Consider the following 15,634-nt stretch of genomic DNA (forward strand, 5'->3'; position numbering starts at 1 on the left):
ACGCTGCCCGTGAGTCGGTACCGCTTCAACAGTATTGCTGTCGCACCAACGATGTGAAACGGCCAGGAGCTGCCCATGACCATGAAACTGCGACTGCCCGGACGACCCGAAGAGCTCACGCTGCCCACCCTGCTGGCACGCAACGCCGCCGAGTACGGCGATCTCCCCGCCCTGTCGTGGCGCGAGGGCGACGGATGGACGACCCTCGGCTGGAGCGAGGTCCGCCGCAAGGTCGCCGTCCTCGCCTCCGGATACGCCGCCCTCGGCATCGAACGGGGCGAACACGTCCTGATCATGATGGGCAACCGCCCCGAACACTGGCTGAGCGACCTCGCCCTCGTCCACCTCGGCGCCGTCCCCGTCACCGTGTACGGGACCTCCGCGCCCGAGCAGATCGCCCACATCGCCCGCCACAGCCGGGCCCGGGTCGCCGTCCTCGAAGGCGCCCGCGAGCTGGCCCGGTGGGAACCGCTGCTCGCCGACGGGCAGGTGCCCCTGGAGCGGCTGGTCGTGGCCGAGGCCGCCGAGGCGGGCCCGCACCGCACGTACGGCTCCCTGTACGCGAGCGGCGCCCGCACGCACCGGCCGGACGCCTTCGAGAAGGCCTGGCAGGAGACCCGCCCCGAGGACCCGCTGACCGTCGTCTACACCTCGGGCACCACCGGGGACCCCAAGGGCGTGCGGCTGACCCACCGCAACATCATGCTCCAGGCCGTCCGCCTCGACCGGCGCACGGAGTTGCCCGAGCACGCCGAGCACATCTGCTACCTGCCGTTCGCGCACATCGCCGAGCGGATCCTCGGCATCTACCTGCCGCTGCTGCGGGCCGCGCACGTCCGGCTGGTCGCCGACCCGGCAGCCGTGGCGCCTGCCGTCCGCGAGCTGCACCCGGTGCAGTTCTTCGGCGTGCCCCGCGTGTGGGAAAAGCTCGCCGCGTCCGTACGGGCCGTGCTCGCACAACTTCCGGCCGCACAGCGGGAGTCCATCGAGGCCGCGAACGACCTCGCCCGGGCCCGCGCGGGCCACCGGGAGCGCGGCGAGCGCATCCCGCCCGCGCTGGAGGCCTCGTACGCCCGCGCCAAGGAGCAGGTCCTGGACCCGCTGCTGGGCCTGGCCGGGCTGGACCGGCTGGTGTGGACGGCCAGCGCCACCGCGCCGATGCCGATCGACGTGGTCCGGTTCTGGGCGGGCTGGGGGATCACCATCATGGACGCATGGGGGCTCACCGAGACCTCGGGCGTGTGCACGGTCAACAGCCCGGACGACTTCCGGCTGGGTTCGGTCGGCCGCCCCATCGAGGGCCTGGAGCTGAGGCTCGCCGAGGACGGGGAGATCTTCACGCGCGGCGCGACCGTCTTCGGCGGCTACCTGCGGGCCGACGGCTCGGTGGAGAGCGCGCACGACGCCGAGGGCTGGTTCCCGACCGGGGACATCGGCCGGCTCGACGACGACGGGTTCCTCTGGCTGACCGACCGCAAGAAGGAACTGATCATCACCTCGAACGGCAAGAACGTCTCGCCGGCCCTGGTGGAGAACACCGTCAAGGAGCATCCGCTGATAGGCCAGGCCTTGGTGCACGGCGACGGCCGCTCCTACCTCGTCGCCCTGCTGGTGCTCGACGGGGAGCTGGCTCCGGCATGGGCGGCGGCCCGCGGCATCGAGGCCGGCTCCCTCGCCGAGCTCGCCGCGCACCCGGCCGTGCGCGAGGAGGTCGCCCGCGCCGTCGAGGCGGCCAACGCCCGCCTCAACCGGACCGAACAGATCAAGCGGTACCGGCTGCTGACCGAGGAATGGGGCCCCGACTCCGGGGAACTCACACCGTCACTGAAACTGCGCCGCCGCGTGGTCCGGGACAAGTACGGCGCTCTGCTCGACGGGCTCTACGAGGACCCGCAATCCCCCGTGGCCCCGTAGCCCGAAAGACCCCGTCCGGTGGGCGCGAGCGCGCCCACCGGAGGGGGCCGGGAAAATGCCGGAGCCCGGTTTCAGCCGCGAGGAGATCCAGGGCCGACCGGCCGCGCCCACGCTTGGCTGGACACCGCCGCCCGCCGTGGGCAGGATCGCCCGGATGCGGCTGCTCGCGGCGGGCTGGGTGATGCCCATCCGCTTGGCCGCGCCGCTGAGGCTGCCGACCCGCGCGACTGCGAGCAGCAGCTCCAGCGCCCCCAGGTCCGGTACCCGGTGTGCCAGCGGAACCCACGGCAGGAGGGGTCACGGATATCGTGGGCCCAGACATTCGGCTTCGCGCCGGACGCGGAGTGTTGGACGAGTTCGTGCCCGCCCGCACGGATGACGTGGTCGCAGCGGCAGCAGATCTGCCCCACGGCGCTCACGCCAGTTCCCTTGTCGGCTGCGGGCAACTCGGGTCGCACCGCACGATGGGCCAGACCCTCTCGAAGCCGCGGACCCTGGCCTCGCCGCTCGGGACGAGGTCGGAGTCCGCGGCGCCGCAGTCCCAACAGGCTTCGCCGTGAAGACGGGCGTTGGGTCATGCGGCGGGCTCGGCGACGCGTGGTGATGCACTGCCCGATGCGGTCGGCCAGGGGCGCACCGTACCGGGTCCGGAACCAACCTGCCGCGACTACTCCTTGACGATGTCGACGAGACCGTACAAGGAGTCGACCGACCAGTCCGCGGCCGCTCGGACAGCCGGGTCGTCGGCCCACCAGAATCCCCACGGCCCGCGGCGCAGGTGCGCGGTCCGCAGTCCGGCGGCGCGCGCCGGCAGGATGTCGTTCGCCGGGTGGTCACCGACGTACAGGGTCTCTTCCGCAGGCGCGCCAGAGACCTGTAGTACCCGGGCGAAGAACTCGGGCGAAGGCTTCGCCGCACCCCACTCGCCCGAGGTCACGACCAGATCCGCAGGCAGGTCCAGGGCGCGCAGCAGAGCCCCCGCGCGGACCGTCTGATTCCCCGCGACGACCACCCGGACGCCGGCCGCGCGGAGCGCCGCGAGCGCGGGTCGGACGTCGTCGTACAGGTCTGTATCGTCGAGCTGCTCACCACGGCCGGCGGCCTCGCGAGCTGCGTACTCCGCGCCCACGTCCAGGCCCGGCCGCAGGAGGCGCAGCGCGTCCGCGTTGTCCCTGCCGTCTACGACGACCGCTCCGACGAGTGCGGACAAGGTGTGTCGCGGCACGCCGAGCCAGTCGGCCCAGGACGCCCAGTAGCGGTCATCGCGGGTCAAGGTCTCGCCCACGTCCAGCACCACGGTACGCATCACTCGGCCAGCCTGCGGGCCGCCGGGCCCCGGGTGCCTCGTACGGCGGGCACCCGGGAGCGCGCACTAGCGGCCGATCAGCGGGTAGTGGTCGGAGAGGTTGGTGTAGGTGTACGAGGTGCCCCAGCTGGAGACCGTCCAGGGCGCCGACTGCTCCTTGACCACGTTGTTCTCCCAGCCCGACGGGCGGGCGTTGCCCTTGCGGTAGAGGACGTAGTCCAGGTCCTCGCGCGGGTCGGTCGGGTAGCGGTAGTTCGCAATGGAGTTCAGCGCGGTGTCGAACGAGTACGGGTGGCCCGTGCGCGAGTCGGCGTCCGCCAGGTCGGCGTTGGCGAGCATGGACGCGAACTCGGGGGAGCGCGAGTCGACGTTCATGTCGCCGGCGACGATGACCTGCTCGTTCGCCGGGATGTTCTTGCCGTCCAGGAAGGCGTCTATCGCATTGAACTGGCGGGCGCGCATCTGCGCCGCCTCACCCGCGCCGCAGCCCGGGTCGGTGGACTGGGCGTGGGTGCCGACCACGTGGACCTTGGTGCCGCCCACGTTCAGCACGACGTAGGCGAAACCCTTGTTGGACCACCAGTCGGCGCCGCAGGCGTCCTTGTAGACGACCTGCTCCTTGCGGACGATCGGCCACTTGCTGAGGACCGTGACACCGCCGTCCTCCGGGGTGGTGGAGGAGTACGAGCCGCCCGTGGCGTCCCAGCCGCTCTTGCTGCGGCCGACGACCGGGGTCTGGTACGGGTACTGCGCCGAGGCGTTGGACTTCAGCGCGTCCGAGGCGCCGTTGTCGAAGGCCTCCTGGAGCACGACCACGTCGTGGCCCTGGAAGAAGGACGCCTTGGGGATCTCCGAAGCCCGGTGGTCCTGACCCCAGTTGGGGTAGAGGTTCTTGCTCATCAGGAAGGTGTTGTACGTGAGGACGCTGAGCCGCGGGGCCGCGGTGCTCTCCGCGGCCGAGGCGGCCGGCGCGCTGGTGGCGGCCAGCGCGCCGGCGGCGATCGCCGCAACCGCCGTGGCGGCGGCGCGGCGGCCGGAGGTGAGCTTGGTGGGCAGCATGAGGTCTCCATCATTCCGCGGGGGGAGATCGACTCCGTCATCCAAGCAGCCGCGGTTACCTCTGGGTAACACCCGTGACAAGACTTTCTGTCCGGGAGCGGACGTCTGGCACTCGCATACTGGAACCATGCGAGAAACAGAGCTCCCCGCACCCGGACCGACGGCCGCGCGCCGCCCCGATCCCGAGCCGCCGGCCCCCGGCGGGGTGCTCTGGACCATCTCCGGCGACATCCGGGCCCTGCTGATGCTGCCCGCCGCCTTCACCCTGCAGGTCGCCCACCCCGCGATCGGCGCAGGCGTCGACGAGCACTCGGTCTTCCGCACCGACCCCTGGGGGCGCGGCGAGCGCTCGCTGCGCTCCGTCCAGCTGTGGGTGTACGGCGGGGAGGAGGCCGCCGAGGAGGGCCGCCGCGTGCGCCGCCTGCACAAGGAGATCCAGGGCATCGACACCCGGGGACGGCGCTACCACTCCCTCGACCCCGCCTGCTACTCCTGGGTCCACGCCACCGGTTTCCCGATCTACCTGTACGCCGGGCGGTACCTGCTGCGCCGGTTCACCCCCGCCCAGGAGCGGCAGCTGTACCGGGAGTGGCTCCAGGTCGGCCGGATCCTCGGCATCCACGACCGGGACATGCCGCAGAGCATCGAGGAGTACTGGGTCTACTACCGCCGGATGCTGGCCGAGGAGATCGAACCCACCAAGGTCGCCCGCGAACTGGTCGCCACCGACGTACCGCTGCCCCGGCCCGAGGGCGGCTCCCTGCCGGTACGGCTGCTGCTGCGGCTCACCTGGCCGCTGCTCCGCACGGCCTTCCTGCGCTTGCGGGCCTTCGTGACCGTCGGGTACATGCCGCCCGACGCCCGCGCCGCCATCGGGCTGGAGTGGAGCCCCGCCCAGGAGCGCAGGCTCCGCCGGCTCAGCACGGCGGTGCGGCTGCTCGTACCGCTGCTGCCGGAGCGTCTGCGGTACCTGCCCGTCGCGCGGGCGGCACGAGCCCGGTGGCGCGCCGGCACCCCCTGAGGGGCGCCGGCGCGCGGGCCGTCGTACTCAGTGCCCGTGGATCGAGTCCGTCGCCGCGATCTTCTTCCAGGACTTCGGCTCCACCGGCTTCACCGGCTTCACGGCGGGGGCCTTGAGCGACCGGCCGGCCGGGGACGCCGCGGCGGCAGGCGGGGCGAACGCCGGCTTGCCCGGGGTGTACAGCCAGGTCTCGAAGAGCTGCGCCAGCGGCTTGTTCGACACCTTCTCCGCGTACCGGACGAAGTCGCCGACCTTGGCGTTGCCGTAGGCCCGCTCCGTCGGCCAGCCCTTGAGGACCTCGAAGAACTTCTCGTCGCCGATCTCGTTGCGCAGCGCCTGGAGGGCGATCGCGCCGCGGTCGTAGACGGCCCCGTGGAACTGGTTGTCCGGGCCCGGGTCGCCCGGCTTCACCTGCCAGAACGGGTCGTCCGCCGACCGCAGCCCGTACGCCCAGTCGGCGAGTTCCTGCGCGGTGCCCTCGCCCTCCTTTTCCGACCACAGCCACTGGCTGTAGCGGGCGAAGCCCTCGTTGATCCAGATGTCCTTCCAGCCGTCGACGGACACGCTGTCGCCGTACCACTGGTGGGCCAGCTCGTGCACGACCACCGACACGTTGGCGCCGTTCGCGAACTGCTTCGGGCTGTAGAACGGCCGGGTCTGCGTCTCCAGGGCGAAGCTCGACGGCACGTTCGGCACGTAGCCGCCCAGGGCGTTGAACGGGTAGGGCCCGAAGACCCCCTCCAGCCACTCGGCGACCTCGCCGGTCCGCTCCACGCTCGCACGCGCCGCACCCGCGTTGTCGCCGAGGTCCTTGCTGTACGCATTGAGGACGGGCAGGCCGCTGGCCGTCTTGTCGGTGGTGACGTCGAACTTGCCGATGGCGAGGGTGGCGAGGTACGTGGCCTGCGGCTTGTTCGAGCGCCAGTTGTACCGGGTCCAGCCGAGCCGGGAACTCTGCGACTGGAGCACGCCGTTGCTGATCGCCTGCGTGCCGTCGGGGACGTTGACCGAGACGTCGAAGGTGGCCTTGTCGAGCGGGTGGTCGTTGCTCGGGAACCACCAGACGGCCGAGTCGGGCTCCTGCGCGGCGACGCCGCCGTCCGGGGTCCGCTGCCAGGCCGACCAGCCGTCGATCTTGAACTCCGAGGGCTTTCCTGCGTACTTGACGACGACGGTCGCCGGCTTGTCCTTCTGCAGCGGCTGGGCGGGGGTCACCTCCAGCTCGTGGGCCCCGGAGGTGGCGAACTTCGCCTTGGCGCCGTTGACCCGGATCTCGCTGACCTTCAGGCCGAAGTCCAGGTTGAAGCGGGAGAGTTCCTGCTTGGCGGTGGTCAGGAGGGTGGCGGTGCCCTCCAGCAGGTCGGTCTTGGGCTGGTACTGCAGGCGCAGGTCGTAGTGGGACACGTCGTATCCCGTATTGCCGCTGGTCGGGTAGTAGGGATCACCGATACCCGGGGCACCTTGGACCGAACTCGCCGCCGACGCCGGGATCACCAGCAGGAGGGAAGCGGCGAGCACGCTCGGGGCGATGACTTTGCGGTGCACGAAGAGCTCCAAGGGGTAGGGGAGACAGTTCCGTTCGACGGCTTGCGTCGACCGTATTCACGCCCGGTCTCCCACGTCATGTCCATGGCCCCTGCTGTCACACGATCGCCATTCGGCCGTTACGGCCCGCCGCCCGCGCGGGTCGGTCGGCCGCCCCGAAGTGCCGCATCCACCCCCGCGTCCCGCCGTCCCGCGCCCCGCAACCCCCGAAAAGAACGGCCAGAACCGGGCCACGCACCCGGCCGACCTGCCCTGCGGACGGGGCCGGCGGACGGGGGCTTCCGGGGCGGGGCCTAAAGGTGGTTGAGTCCGGATTGGGTCGTGAACTGGCTGCCGATGCCCGTGTCGTTGCTCGTGAAGAGGCCGGACGCGCCGCGCAGGGCGGTCTTCTCCGCCGACAGGCGGCCCATCAGGGTCTTGACCTGCTGGTCCCAGGTGTCCGACACCTTCTTGAGGCCGGCGGCCGTCTCCCAGCCCTCGAAGCCCTTCTGGGCGGCGTTGGTGTCGGTGTCCGCGTGCTCCGCGGCCTTCTTGGTCTTCGGTTCCAGCTCGGTCTCGATGGTCCCCGCCGCGGCCTTCTTCTCGGCCGGCGTCGAGGCGAAGTCCCCGGGCCCCTTGCCCGGAGCGAACGGACCCATCGGTCCGGTGGGACCGGTCGGTCCACTCGGCTCCGTCGGTACGTGGTTCAACCGCATGCCGATGTCACTAGACACGTTCAAGCCTCCCCGTTGGCATCGGCTTGATCATATGCATGGCAACTGCACACCGCCCATGCCGTCGTCGCCGATCTCACGTTACCTTCACGACCCGCGGACCGAGCCCGGTCCCCCCCGGGCTACCCAACATACTGAGCGGTCGGTAATCTGGCAGGCATGACGATTCCTCCGCGCGCCGCCCGTAACTGTTGGCATGCAGCGATCAACCCGCTGCACGCGACCATCTACTTCTCGCCCGACCTGGGCAAGGAGTTCGCCGCCCTCGGCGTCACCGAGCGGCCCGCAGTGAACCTCGCCTCGCGGTCCGCCGCCATGGGCGCCGTCGGGGCCGGTACGGTCACCGCCACCTTCTACAACTACCGCCACGACTTCGTCGCCCGTCACCTGCCCGCCGTCTGGGACACCATCACCCCCGAGCAGGCCCTCGACGCCCGACTGCGCGCCGCCGACAGCACCCTGCGCCGGCTGCTCGGCGCGGAGACCATCGAGTCCCCCGAGCTCGCCGAGGCCGCCGACCTCGCCCTGCGCGCCACCGAGGGCTGCACCCGGCACGCCCGGACCCTGTACGCCGCCCATGCCGACCTCCCCGTACCCGAGGAGCCGCACCTGCGCCTGTGGCACGCCACCACCCTGCTGCGCGAACACCGCGGCGACGGCCACCTCGCGGCCCTGCTGCTCGCCGGGCTGGACCCGCTGGAGGCCCTGGTCAGCCACACCGCCACCGGCCGCGGCATGACCCCGAAGTGGATCAAGGCCATCCGCGGCTGGGAGCAGTCCGACCTCGACGCCGCGTCCGACCGGCTGCGCGAGCGCGGGATCCTCGCCGCCGACGGCGAGCTCACCGAGGAGGGGGCGGCCGTACGCGAGCGCCTCGAAGCCGACACCGACCGCCTCGACGCGGACCCGTACGAGCACCTCGGCGCCGAGGGCCTGGCCCGCCTCGCCGAGCTCGGCGGCGGATTCGTCATGAAGGCCCTCGCCGCCGGAGCCTTCCCCGCGGACGCCTTCGGCAAGGCCTGAGCGAGCCGGACTCGGGCCCGGACTCGGGCCCGAGCGCGGGGTTCCCCGCCGCCGTCACCGCCACCTGCCACAATTGGCAGCCTTCCAGTGCAAACGAAGGCAGGCGGGACCCGATCGTGACGATGTCCATCGAAGGCAGGATCGCCGAGGAGCTCGGCGTACGGGAGCGGCAGGTCAAGGCCGCCGTCGAGCTGCTCGACGGCGGCTCCACCGTGCCGTTCATCGCGCGCTACCGCAAGGAAGCGACCGAGATGCTCGACGACGCCCAGCTGCGCACCCTTGAGGAGCGGCTGCGGTATCTGCGCGAGCTGGAGGACCGGCGCGCGGCGATCCTGGACTCCGTACGGGAGCAGGGCAAGCTCGACGCCGAGCTGGAGGCCAGGATCAACGCGGCCGACACCAAGGCCCGGCTGGAGGACATCTACCTCCCGTTCAAGCCCAAGCGGCGCACCAAGGCGCAGATCGCCCGCGAGGCGGGTCTGGAGCCCCTCGCCGACGGCCTGCTGACCGATCCGTCGGTGGAACCGGCCGCCGCCGCGGCCGCGTTCGTCGACGCCGACAAGGGCGTCGCCGACCCGGCCGCCGCCCTGGAGGGCGCCCGCGCCATCCTCACCGAGAAGTTCGCCGAGGACGCCGACCTGATCGGCGAACTGCGCGAGCGCCTGTGGGGCCGCGGCCGGCTCGCCGCGAAGGTCCGCGAGGGCAAGGAGGAGGCGGGCGCCAAGTTCGCCGACTACTTCGACTTCGCCGAACCGTTCACCGCGCTGCCCTCGCACCGCGTCCTCGCCATGCTCCGCGGCGAGAAGGAGGACGTCCTCGACCTCACCCTGGAGCCCGAGGAGCCGGGCCAGACCCCCGGACCGTCCACGTACGAGGGAATGGTCGCCCGTCGCTTCGACATCGCCGATCGCGGCCGTCCCGGCGACAAGTGGCTGGCCGACACGGTCCGCTGGGCCTGGCGCACGAAGATCCAGGTGCACCTCGGCATCGACTTGCGGATGCGCTTGCGCGCCGCCGCCGAGGACGAGGCGGTACGGGTCTTCGCCGCGAACCTGCGCGACCTGCTGCTCGCGGCCCCGGCCGGTACCCGGGCCACCCTCGGCCTCGACCCGGGCTTCCGCACGGGCGTGAAGGTCGCGGTCGTGGACGCCACCGGCAAGGTCGTCGCCACCGACGTGATCCACCCGCACGTCCCCGCCAACAGGTGGGACGAGTCGCTCGCCAAGCTGGCCCGCCTGGCCAAGGAGCACGCGGTCGAGCTGATCGCCATCGGCAACGGCACGGCCTCGCGCGAGACCGACAAGCTCGCCGGGGACCTCGTCTCCCGCCACCCCGAGCTGAAGCTCACCAAGGTGATGGTGTCCGAGGCGGGCGCCTCCGTGTACTCGGCTTCCGCGTTCGCCTCGCAGGAACTCCCGGACATGGACGTGTCGCTGCGCGGCGCGGTCTCCATCGCCCGGCGCCTCCAGGACCCGCTCGCCGAACTCGTCAAGATCGACCCCAAGTCGATCGGCGTCGGCCAGTACCAGCACGACCTCTCCGAGGTGAAGCTCTCGCGCTCCCTGGACGCGGTCGTCGAGGACTGCGTGAACGGCGTCGGGGTGGACGTCAACACCGCCTCCGCACCCCTGCTCTCGCGGGTCTCGGGCATCAGCGGCGGGCTCGCGGAGAACATCGTGGCCCACCGCGACGCCAACGGCCCCTTCCGCAGCCGCAAGGCGCTCAAGGACGTGGCCCGGCTCGGCCCGAAGGCGTACGAGCAGTGCGCGGGCTTCCTGCGGATCCGCGGCGGGGACGACCCGCTGGACTTCTCCAGCGTGCACCCCGAGTCGTACCCGCTGGTCCGGGGCATGGCCAAGACGGCCGGCAGCGAGGTGGCGGCCCTGATCGGCAACACCGGCGTGCTGCGCTCGCTGCGGCCGGAGCAGTTCGTCACCGAGGCGTTCGGGCTGCCGACCGTCACGGACATCCTGCGCGAGCTGGAGAAGCCGGGCCGTGACCCGCGCCCCGCCTTCAAGACGGCCACCTTCAAGGAGGGCGTCGAGAAGATCGGCGACCTGGCGCCCGGGATGATCCTGGAGGGCGTGGTCACGAACGTGGCCGCGTTCGGCGCCTTCATCGACATCGGCGTCCACCAGGACGGCCTGGCCCACGTTTCGGCGCTGTCGACGAACTTCGTCAAGGACCCGCGGGACGTGGTCAAGCCGGGCGACATCGTCCGGGTGAAGGTCATGGACGTGGACATCCCGCGCAAGCGGATCTCGCTGACGCTGCGGCTGGAGGACGAGGCCGACCGCTCGGCGGGCGCTCCCCGCCAGCGCGAGGACCGCCAGGACCGCCAGGACCGCCAGGACCGGCGCGGCGGCAGGCCCCCGCAGCAGCGAGGCGGCGGCCAGGGCCAGGGCGGCCAGGGTCAAGCAGGTCAGGGCCAAGCAGGCCAGGGCCGCGGCCAGGGCGGCGGCCAGCGTCAGGGCGGCGGCCGGGGCCAGGGCGGCGGCCAGCGCCAAGGTGGCGGCGGCTCCCCGGCCCCGGCCAACAGCGCGATGGCGGACGCCCTGCGCAGGGCCGGCCTCACGGGCGGCCCCGAGGAGCGCCGCAAGCGCTGAGCGCGTGCGGCGCGGCGCGTCGGAACCGGTGGGTTCCGGGATGGCCGAATAGGCACCCCACATGGGGACATGCCTTGCGAACTCCCGTACAAGATCTGTAGGCATGGTGGAACGCCCGTTCGCCGACTGGCGAACGGGCTTCCGTTTCTCCCCTCAGGACCCCACTCCACGAGGCCGCCTTGAAGGCACAGGACGCCATGCCCACGCCCACGCACGCCTACCGACGCTGCCCGCGAAAGGGTCCGAAGAGGGATCACATGCCCCACTCGCAACCCAGCCTCCGTAAACGGTGCGAGAAGATTCTCGGCCATCTGGATCTGACGCACCCGTTCTCCCTCGAAGGGCTGTGCGACCGGATGGCCGAGCAACGCGGGCGCCCCATCCACCTGCACCCGCTGCCCAAGGAGGCGGCGGAATCCGGGGTCTGCGGGCTGTGGGTGGGCACCGCCAGCGTCGACTACGTGTTCTACGAGGCGCAGACCACCCCCCTGCACCGCGAGCACATCGTGCTCCACGAGCTCGGGCACATCCTGTTCGGCCACAACTCCCTGGAAGCCGAGGATACCGACGGGCGGGCCCCCGTCGTCCTCGGCCGCACCAACTACACCACCAGCCAGGAGCAGGAGGCGGAGATGCTGGCCAGCATGATCCGCATCCGCACGACGGGCCCCTGCCCGCAGTCGGCCACCGCGGCCCGTGGCACCCTCGCCTGGCTGGAATCCGCCATGGGCTACAGGCGGGGCGGTCATGGACGCCGCTGAACTCGCCGCCCTGGGCGACTCGCTGGCCGTGCCCAGCGTCGTCTGCCTGTGGATCGCGGTCCTGCTCCGCGCCCCGGCCGCCCTGCGCTCCCCGCAGCAGCGCGGCCTGTGGCTCGCCGTCGCCACCGCCGCCGCGGCGATGACCCTCAACCTTCCGGCCGTCGTCACGTACGCGATGCGCGACCCGGACTACGCGCACACCGTCGGCCTCGTCCGCAACCTGATAGGGGTCCTGTCCGCGGGCACCGTGCTCTACTTCGTCGCCGCAGCCACCCGCGGCCGGGCCCTCCAACTCGCCTCCTGGATCGGCACGGTGGCCTGGCTCACCACCCTCGTGGTGCTGGACACGGCCGCCCCCGCGCACACCGCGCACACCATCCCGCCGCACGGCGGTCCCGTGCCCTCCCTCGCGTACTGGCTGTTCCTGATCTCCGCGCACCTCCTCGCCAACACCACCTGCGTCTCCCTCTGCTGGCGCTACAGCCGCCGCACCGAGAGCGGGGGACTCGCCGCCGGGTTGCGGCTGTTCGGCCTCGGCACCGCGCTCGCCGGCCTGTTCTGGTTCGCGTACCTCCTCAAGGCCCTGTTCGGCAGCACCTGGGCGATGCCCGCACTGCCCCTGATGATGAACCTGCACGGACTGCTGCGGGCCGCCGCGATCCTCGTGCCGACCCTGTTCACCCTGCGCCGCACGAGCGCCGACATCGCCACCGCCTGGCGGCTGTGGCCGCTCTGGCACGACCTCGTCGAGGCCGTCCCGCACGTCGCCCTCACCAAGCCGCGGGCCGGCCGGGTCGTGGAGCTGCTGTGGCCGCCCGTGCCGCGCAACCTGCTCGTCTACCGCAAGGTCATAGAGACCCGCGACGCGATCCTGATCCTCGGTGAGTACGTCGCCCCCGGCGTCCCGGAGCTCGCCCGCAGCCATGTCACCGGGCACGGGATCCCCGAGCAACGCCGCTCCGCGGCAGCGCTGGCCTGCGTACTGAAGGACGCGCGGCGGGCGAAGCTCGCCGGACGGCCCGGACAGCCGGGGGAGGACGCCGCATGGGAGCTGCCCGCCGCGATGCAGACCTCCACCGAGGGCGGCGACCTCGACGACGAGGCCCGGTTCCTGGTCGACGTGGCCCAGGCCTACGGCTCGGCGTCGACCACGGACTTCACCCCGCAACTCCGGAACACCCCGTAGGACCCGAACCGGTACGACGTGTAGGAAGTGACCCCCTCTTGACCACCGTTCTGATCACCGGGGCCAGCGCCGGCCTCGGCGCCGCCTTCGCCCGGGGCTTCGCGGCCAAGGGCTGCGAGCTCGTCCTGGTCGCCCGCGACAAGGACCGCCTGGACGCCGTGGCCCGCGAGCTCGGCCGGGAGTTCGGCACGACCAGCGAGGTCCTGCCCGCCGACCTGCTGGACGCCGCGGACCGCACGGCCGTCGCCGAGCGGCTCGCCGACCCGGAGCGGCCGGTGGACATCCTGGTCAACAACGCGGGCTTCGGCCTTCCCGCACCGTTCCCGCACAGCCCGGTCGAGGACGAGGAACGGCTGCTCGACCTGCTGGTCAAGGTCCCGCTGCGGCTCACCCACGCCGTGCTGCCGGGGTTGCGCGAGCGCCGCCGGGGCGCGGTGGTGAACGTCTCCTCGGTGGCGGGACTCCTGCCGACCGGGACGTACGGGGCCGCCAAGGCCTGGGTCACCGCGTTCAGCGAGTCCCTGCGGGTGGACATGGCGCCGTACGGGGTCCGGGTGCTGGCGGTGGTCCCGGGTTTCACCCGCACCGAGTTCCAGGCGCGCGCCGGGATGGACGTCAGCGCGCTGCGCGAGGGGGTCTGGCTGGAACCGGAGGCCGTGGTGGCCAAGGCTCTGCGGGACCTGGCCCTGCGCCGGCCGGTGAGCATCACGGGCCGGCGCTACCAGGCGTACGCGCTCGCCGTACGGCACCTGCCGCGCGGCTTCGTGGCCGAGCGGCTGGCCCGCAAACGGCGCGCACCGCAGCGGTAGCCGCCCGGCGGCCCGTCCTCAGAGCTCGGTGACCTTGCCGTCCGCGACCTCCAGGCGGCGGGTCACGTGCACCGCGTCCAGCATCCGGCGGTCGTGGGTGACGAGCAGCAGGGTGCCCTCGTACGCGTCGAGGGCCGACTCCAGCTGTTCGATCGCCGGCAGGTCCAGGTGGTTCGTGGGCTCGTCCAGCACCAGCAGGTTCACCCCGCGGCCCTGGAGCAGCGCCAGGGCCGCCCGGGTGCGCTCGCCGGGGGAGAGCGTGGCCGCCGGGCGCAGCACGTGGGCCGCCTTCAGGCCGAACTTGGCCAGCAGGGTCCGCACTTCGGCCGGCTCGGTGTCCGGGACCGCCGCGCAGAACGCCTCCAGCAGCGGCTCGTCCCCGAGGAAGAGGCCGCGCGCCTGGTCCACCTCGCCGACCAGCACCCCCGAACCCAGCGTGACCGCACCGGAGTCGGGCGCCAGCCGGCCGAGGAGCACGGCGAGCAGAGTGGACTTGCCCGCGCCGTTGGCGCCGGTGATCGCCACCCGGTCCGCCCAGTCGATCTGCAGGCTGGCCGGGCCGAAGGTGAAGTCCCCGCGCCGCACCGACGCCTCGTTCAGGGTGGCGACGACCGAGCCGGAGCGAGGGGCCGCCGCGATCTCCATGCGCAGCTCCCATTCCTTGCGGGGCTCGTCGACGACTTCGAGCCGCTCGATGGCGCGCTGCGTCTGACGGGCCTTGGCGGCCTGCTTCTCGCTCGACTCGCCGCGCAGCTTCTTGCCGATCTTGTCGTTGTCCGTGGCCTTGCGGCGGGCGTTGCGCACGCCCTTGTCCATCCAGTTGCGCTGCATCTGCGCCCGGCCTTCGAGCGCCGTGCGCTTGTCGGAGTACTCGTCGTACTCCTCGCGGGCGTGCGTACGGGCCCGCTCGCGCTCCTCCAGATAGGCGTCGTAGCCGCCGCCGTAGAGGTTGATCTGCTGCTGGGCCAGGTCGAGTTCGAGGACCTTGGTGACGGTGCGGGTCAGGAACTCGCGGTCATGGCTGATCACGACCGTGCCCGCGCGCAGGCCCTTCACGAACTGCTCCAGCCGCTCCAGACCCTCCAGGTCCAGGTCGTTGGTCGGCTCGTCGAGCAGGAAGACGTCGTAGCGCGAGAGCAGCAGCGAGGCGAGGCCGGCGCGGGCCGCCTGGCCGCCGGACAGGGCGGTCATGGGCAGGTCCAGGCTGACGGCCAGCCCGAGCTCGTCGGCGACCTCCTGGGCCCGCTCGTCGAGGTCGGCGCCGCCGAGGTTCAGCCACTGGTCCAGCGTCGTCGCGTACGCGTCGTCCGCGCCGGGGGTGCCGTCGACCAGGCCCTGCGTCGCCGCGTCCAGCGCCGCCTGGGCGGCGGCCACGCCCGTGCGCCGGGCCAGGAACTCCCGCACCGACTCCTGGGGGCGGCGCTCCGGCTCCTGGGGCAGGTGGCCGACGGCGGCGGTGGGCGGGGAGAGCCGCAGCTCACCGGTCTCGGGGGTGTCCAGGCCGGCGAGCAGGCGCAGCAGGGTGGACTTCCCGGCGCCGTTGACGCCGACGAGGCCGATGACGTCGCCGGGCGCGACGACGAGGTCGAGACCGGCGAAGAGCGTGCGCTCACCGTGCGCGGCGGTGAGGTTCTTGGCGACGAGGGTTGCAGTCATGGTCCGTCGATCCTATCCGCGCCGGTCCGCGCCCC

The 15,634-nt window shown here is 72.2% G+C and carries 12 protein-coding genes and 1 pseudogene; 7 read left to right on the plus strand and 6 right to left on the minus strand.

What is annotated here, in order from left to right:
• Nucleotides 1-75 precede the first annotated feature (75 nt).
• Complete coding sequence (locus OG974_RS03700) at nt 76-1,914, plus strand: long-chain fatty acid--CoA ligase (RefSeq protein WP_371645383.1); 1,839 nt, start codon at nt 76-78, stop codon at nt 1,912-1,914.
• A 144-nt stretch (nt 1,915-2,058) separates the two neighbouring features.
• Here OG974_RS03700 and OG974_RS03705 read toward each other — a convergent pair.
• The 3 genes and pseudogenes from OG974_RS03705 to sph form a co-directional block, all read right to left on the minus strand.
• A pseudogene (locus tag OG974_RS03705) lies at nt 2,059-2,205 on the minus strand (LysR family transcriptional regulator); the annotation flags it as partial.
• A gap of 376 nt (nt 2,206-2,581) precedes the next feature.
• Nucleotides 2,582-3,220 carry an HAD family hydrolase gene (locus OG974_RS03710; RefSeq protein WP_327285854.1) on the minus strand — a complete coding sequence of 213 codons (639 nt, stop codon included), beginning with the start codon at nt 3,218-3,220 and terminating at the stop codon, nt 2,582-2,584.
• Between the two features lie 66 nt (nt 3,221-3,286).
• Nucleotides 3,287-4,279 (minus strand): sphingomyelin phosphodiesterase, encoded by a 993-nt coding sequence (sph, locus tag OG974_RS03715; RefSeq protein WP_327279513.1) that lies wholly within the window; start codon nt 4,277-4,279, stop codon nt 3,287-3,289.
• A gap of 127 nt (nt 4,280-4,406) precedes the next feature.
• On the opposite strand from sph, the gene OG974_RS03720 reads away from it, so the two are divergent.
• Nucleotides 4,407-5,300: an oxygenase MpaB family protein gene (locus tag OG974_RS03720; protein WP_327279514.1), complete on the plus strand. Its 894-nt coding sequence runs from the start codon at nt 4,407-4,409 to the stop codon at nt 5,298-5,300.
• Between the two features lie 27 nt (nt 5,301-5,327).
• Here OG974_RS03720 and OG974_RS03725 read toward each other — a convergent pair whose 3' ends face one another.
• Both OG974_RS03725 and OG974_RS03730 read right to left on the minus strand, forming a co-directional pair.
• Nucleotides 5,328-6,845, minus strand: coding sequence for a M1 family metallopeptidase (locus OG974_RS03725; protein ID WP_329315128.1), 1,518 nt, complete (start codon nt 6,843-6,845; stop codon nt 5,328-5,330).
• A gap of 293 nt (nt 6,846-7,138) precedes the next feature.
• Nucleotides 7,139-7,540 carry a hypothetical protein gene (locus OG974_RS03730; RefSeq protein ID WP_371646721.1) on the minus strand — a complete coding sequence of 134 codons (402 nt, stop codon included), beginning with the start codon at nt 7,538-7,540 and terminating at the stop codon, nt 7,139-7,141.
• Between the two features lie 177 nt (nt 7,541-7,717).
• On the opposite strand from OG974_RS03730, the gene OG974_RS03735 reads away from it, so the two are divergent.
• From OG974_RS03735 to OG974_RS03755, 5 genes are all read left to right on the plus strand, one after another.
• Nucleotides 7,718-8,581: a hypothetical protein gene (locus tag OG974_RS03735; RefSeq protein WP_328764306.1), complete on the plus strand. Its 864-nt coding sequence runs from the start codon at nt 7,718-7,720 to the stop codon at nt 8,579-8,581.
• 116 nt (nt 8,582-8,697) lie between these two features.
• Nucleotides 8,698-11,187 (plus strand): Tex family protein, encoded by a 2,490-nt coding sequence (locus OG974_RS03740; protein WP_327279518.1) that lies wholly within the window; start codon nt 8,698-8,700, stop codon nt 11,185-11,187.
• Nucleotides 11,188-11,543: 356 nt separating this feature from the next.
• Nucleotides 11,544-11,948, plus strand: coding sequence for a hypothetical protein (locus OG974_RS03745; RefSeq protein ID WP_371645386.1), 405 nt, complete (start codon nt 11,544-11,546; stop codon nt 11,946-11,948).
• Nucleotides 11,935-13,134 carry an MAB_1171c family putative transporter gene (locus OG974_RS03750; protein ID WP_327279520.1) on the plus strand — a complete coding sequence of 400 codons (1,200 nt, stop codon included), beginning with the start codon at nt 11,935-11,937 and terminating at the stop codon, nt 13,132-13,134. The genes OG974_RS03745 and OG974_RS03750 overlap by 14 nt, the downstream gene beginning before the upstream one ends.
• Nucleotides 13,135-13,172: 38 nt before the next feature.
• Nucleotides 13,173-13,943 (plus strand): SDR family NAD(P)-dependent oxidoreductase, encoded by a 771-nt coding sequence (locus OG974_RS03755; protein ID WP_327279521.1) that lies wholly within the window; start codon nt 13,173-13,175, stop codon nt 13,941-13,943.
• Nucleotides 13,944-13,961: 18 nt separating this feature from the next.
• Here OG974_RS03755 and abc-f read toward each other — a convergent pair whose 3' ends face one another.
• Nucleotides 13,962-15,599, minus strand: coding sequence for a ribosomal protection-like ABC-F family protein (gene abc-f, locus OG974_RS03760; protein WP_327279522.1), 1,638 nt, complete (start codon nt 15,597-15,599; stop codon nt 13,962-13,964).
• Nucleotides 15,600-15,634: the final 35 nt, after the last annotated feature.

This window comes from Streptomyces sp. NBC_00597, from assembly GCF_041431095.1.
In the GTDB taxonomy this organism is placed as follows: domain Bacteria; phylum Actinomycetota; class Actinomycetes; order Streptomycetales; family Streptomycetaceae; genus Streptomyces.

Excerpts from the sequence above, each read along its gene's own strand:
- OG974_RS03730 (WP_371646721.1), bottom strand. The coding sequence starts at position 7,540 with ATGCGGTTGAACCACGTACCGACGGAGCCGAGTGGACCGACCGGTCCC.
- OG974_RS03735 (WP_328764306.1), top strand. The coding sequence starts at position 7,718 with ATGACGATTCCTCCGCGCGCCGCCCGTAACTGTTGGCATGCAGCGATC.
- sph (WP_327279513.1), bottom strand. The coding sequence starts at position 4,279 with ATGCTGCCCACCAAGCTCACCTCCGGCCGCCGCGCCGCCGCCACGGCG.
- OG974_RS03745 (WP_371645386.1), top strand. The coding sequence starts at position 11,544 with ATGGCCGAGCAACGCGGGCGCCCCATCCACCTGCACCCGCTGCCCAAG.
- OG974_RS03750 (WP_327279520.1), top strand. The coding sequence starts at position 11,935 with ATGGACGCCGCTGAACTCGCCGCCCTGGGCGACTCGCTGGCCGTGCCC.
- OG974_RS03700 (WP_371645383.1), top strand. The coding sequence starts at position 76 with ATGACCATGAAACTGCGACTGCCCGGACGACCCGAAGAGCTCACGCTG.
- OG974_RS03710 (WP_327285854.1), bottom strand. The coding sequence starts at position 3,220 with ATGCGTACCGTGGTGCTGGACGTGGGCGAGACCTTGACCCGCGATGAC.
- OG974_RS03720 (WP_327279514.1), top strand. The coding sequence starts at position 4,407 with ATGCGAGAAACAGAGCTCCCCGCACCCGGACCGACGGCCGCGCGCCGC.
- abc-f (WP_327279522.1), bottom strand. The coding sequence starts at position 15,599 with ATGACTGCAACCCTCGTCGCCAAGAACCTCACCGCCGCGCACGGTGAG.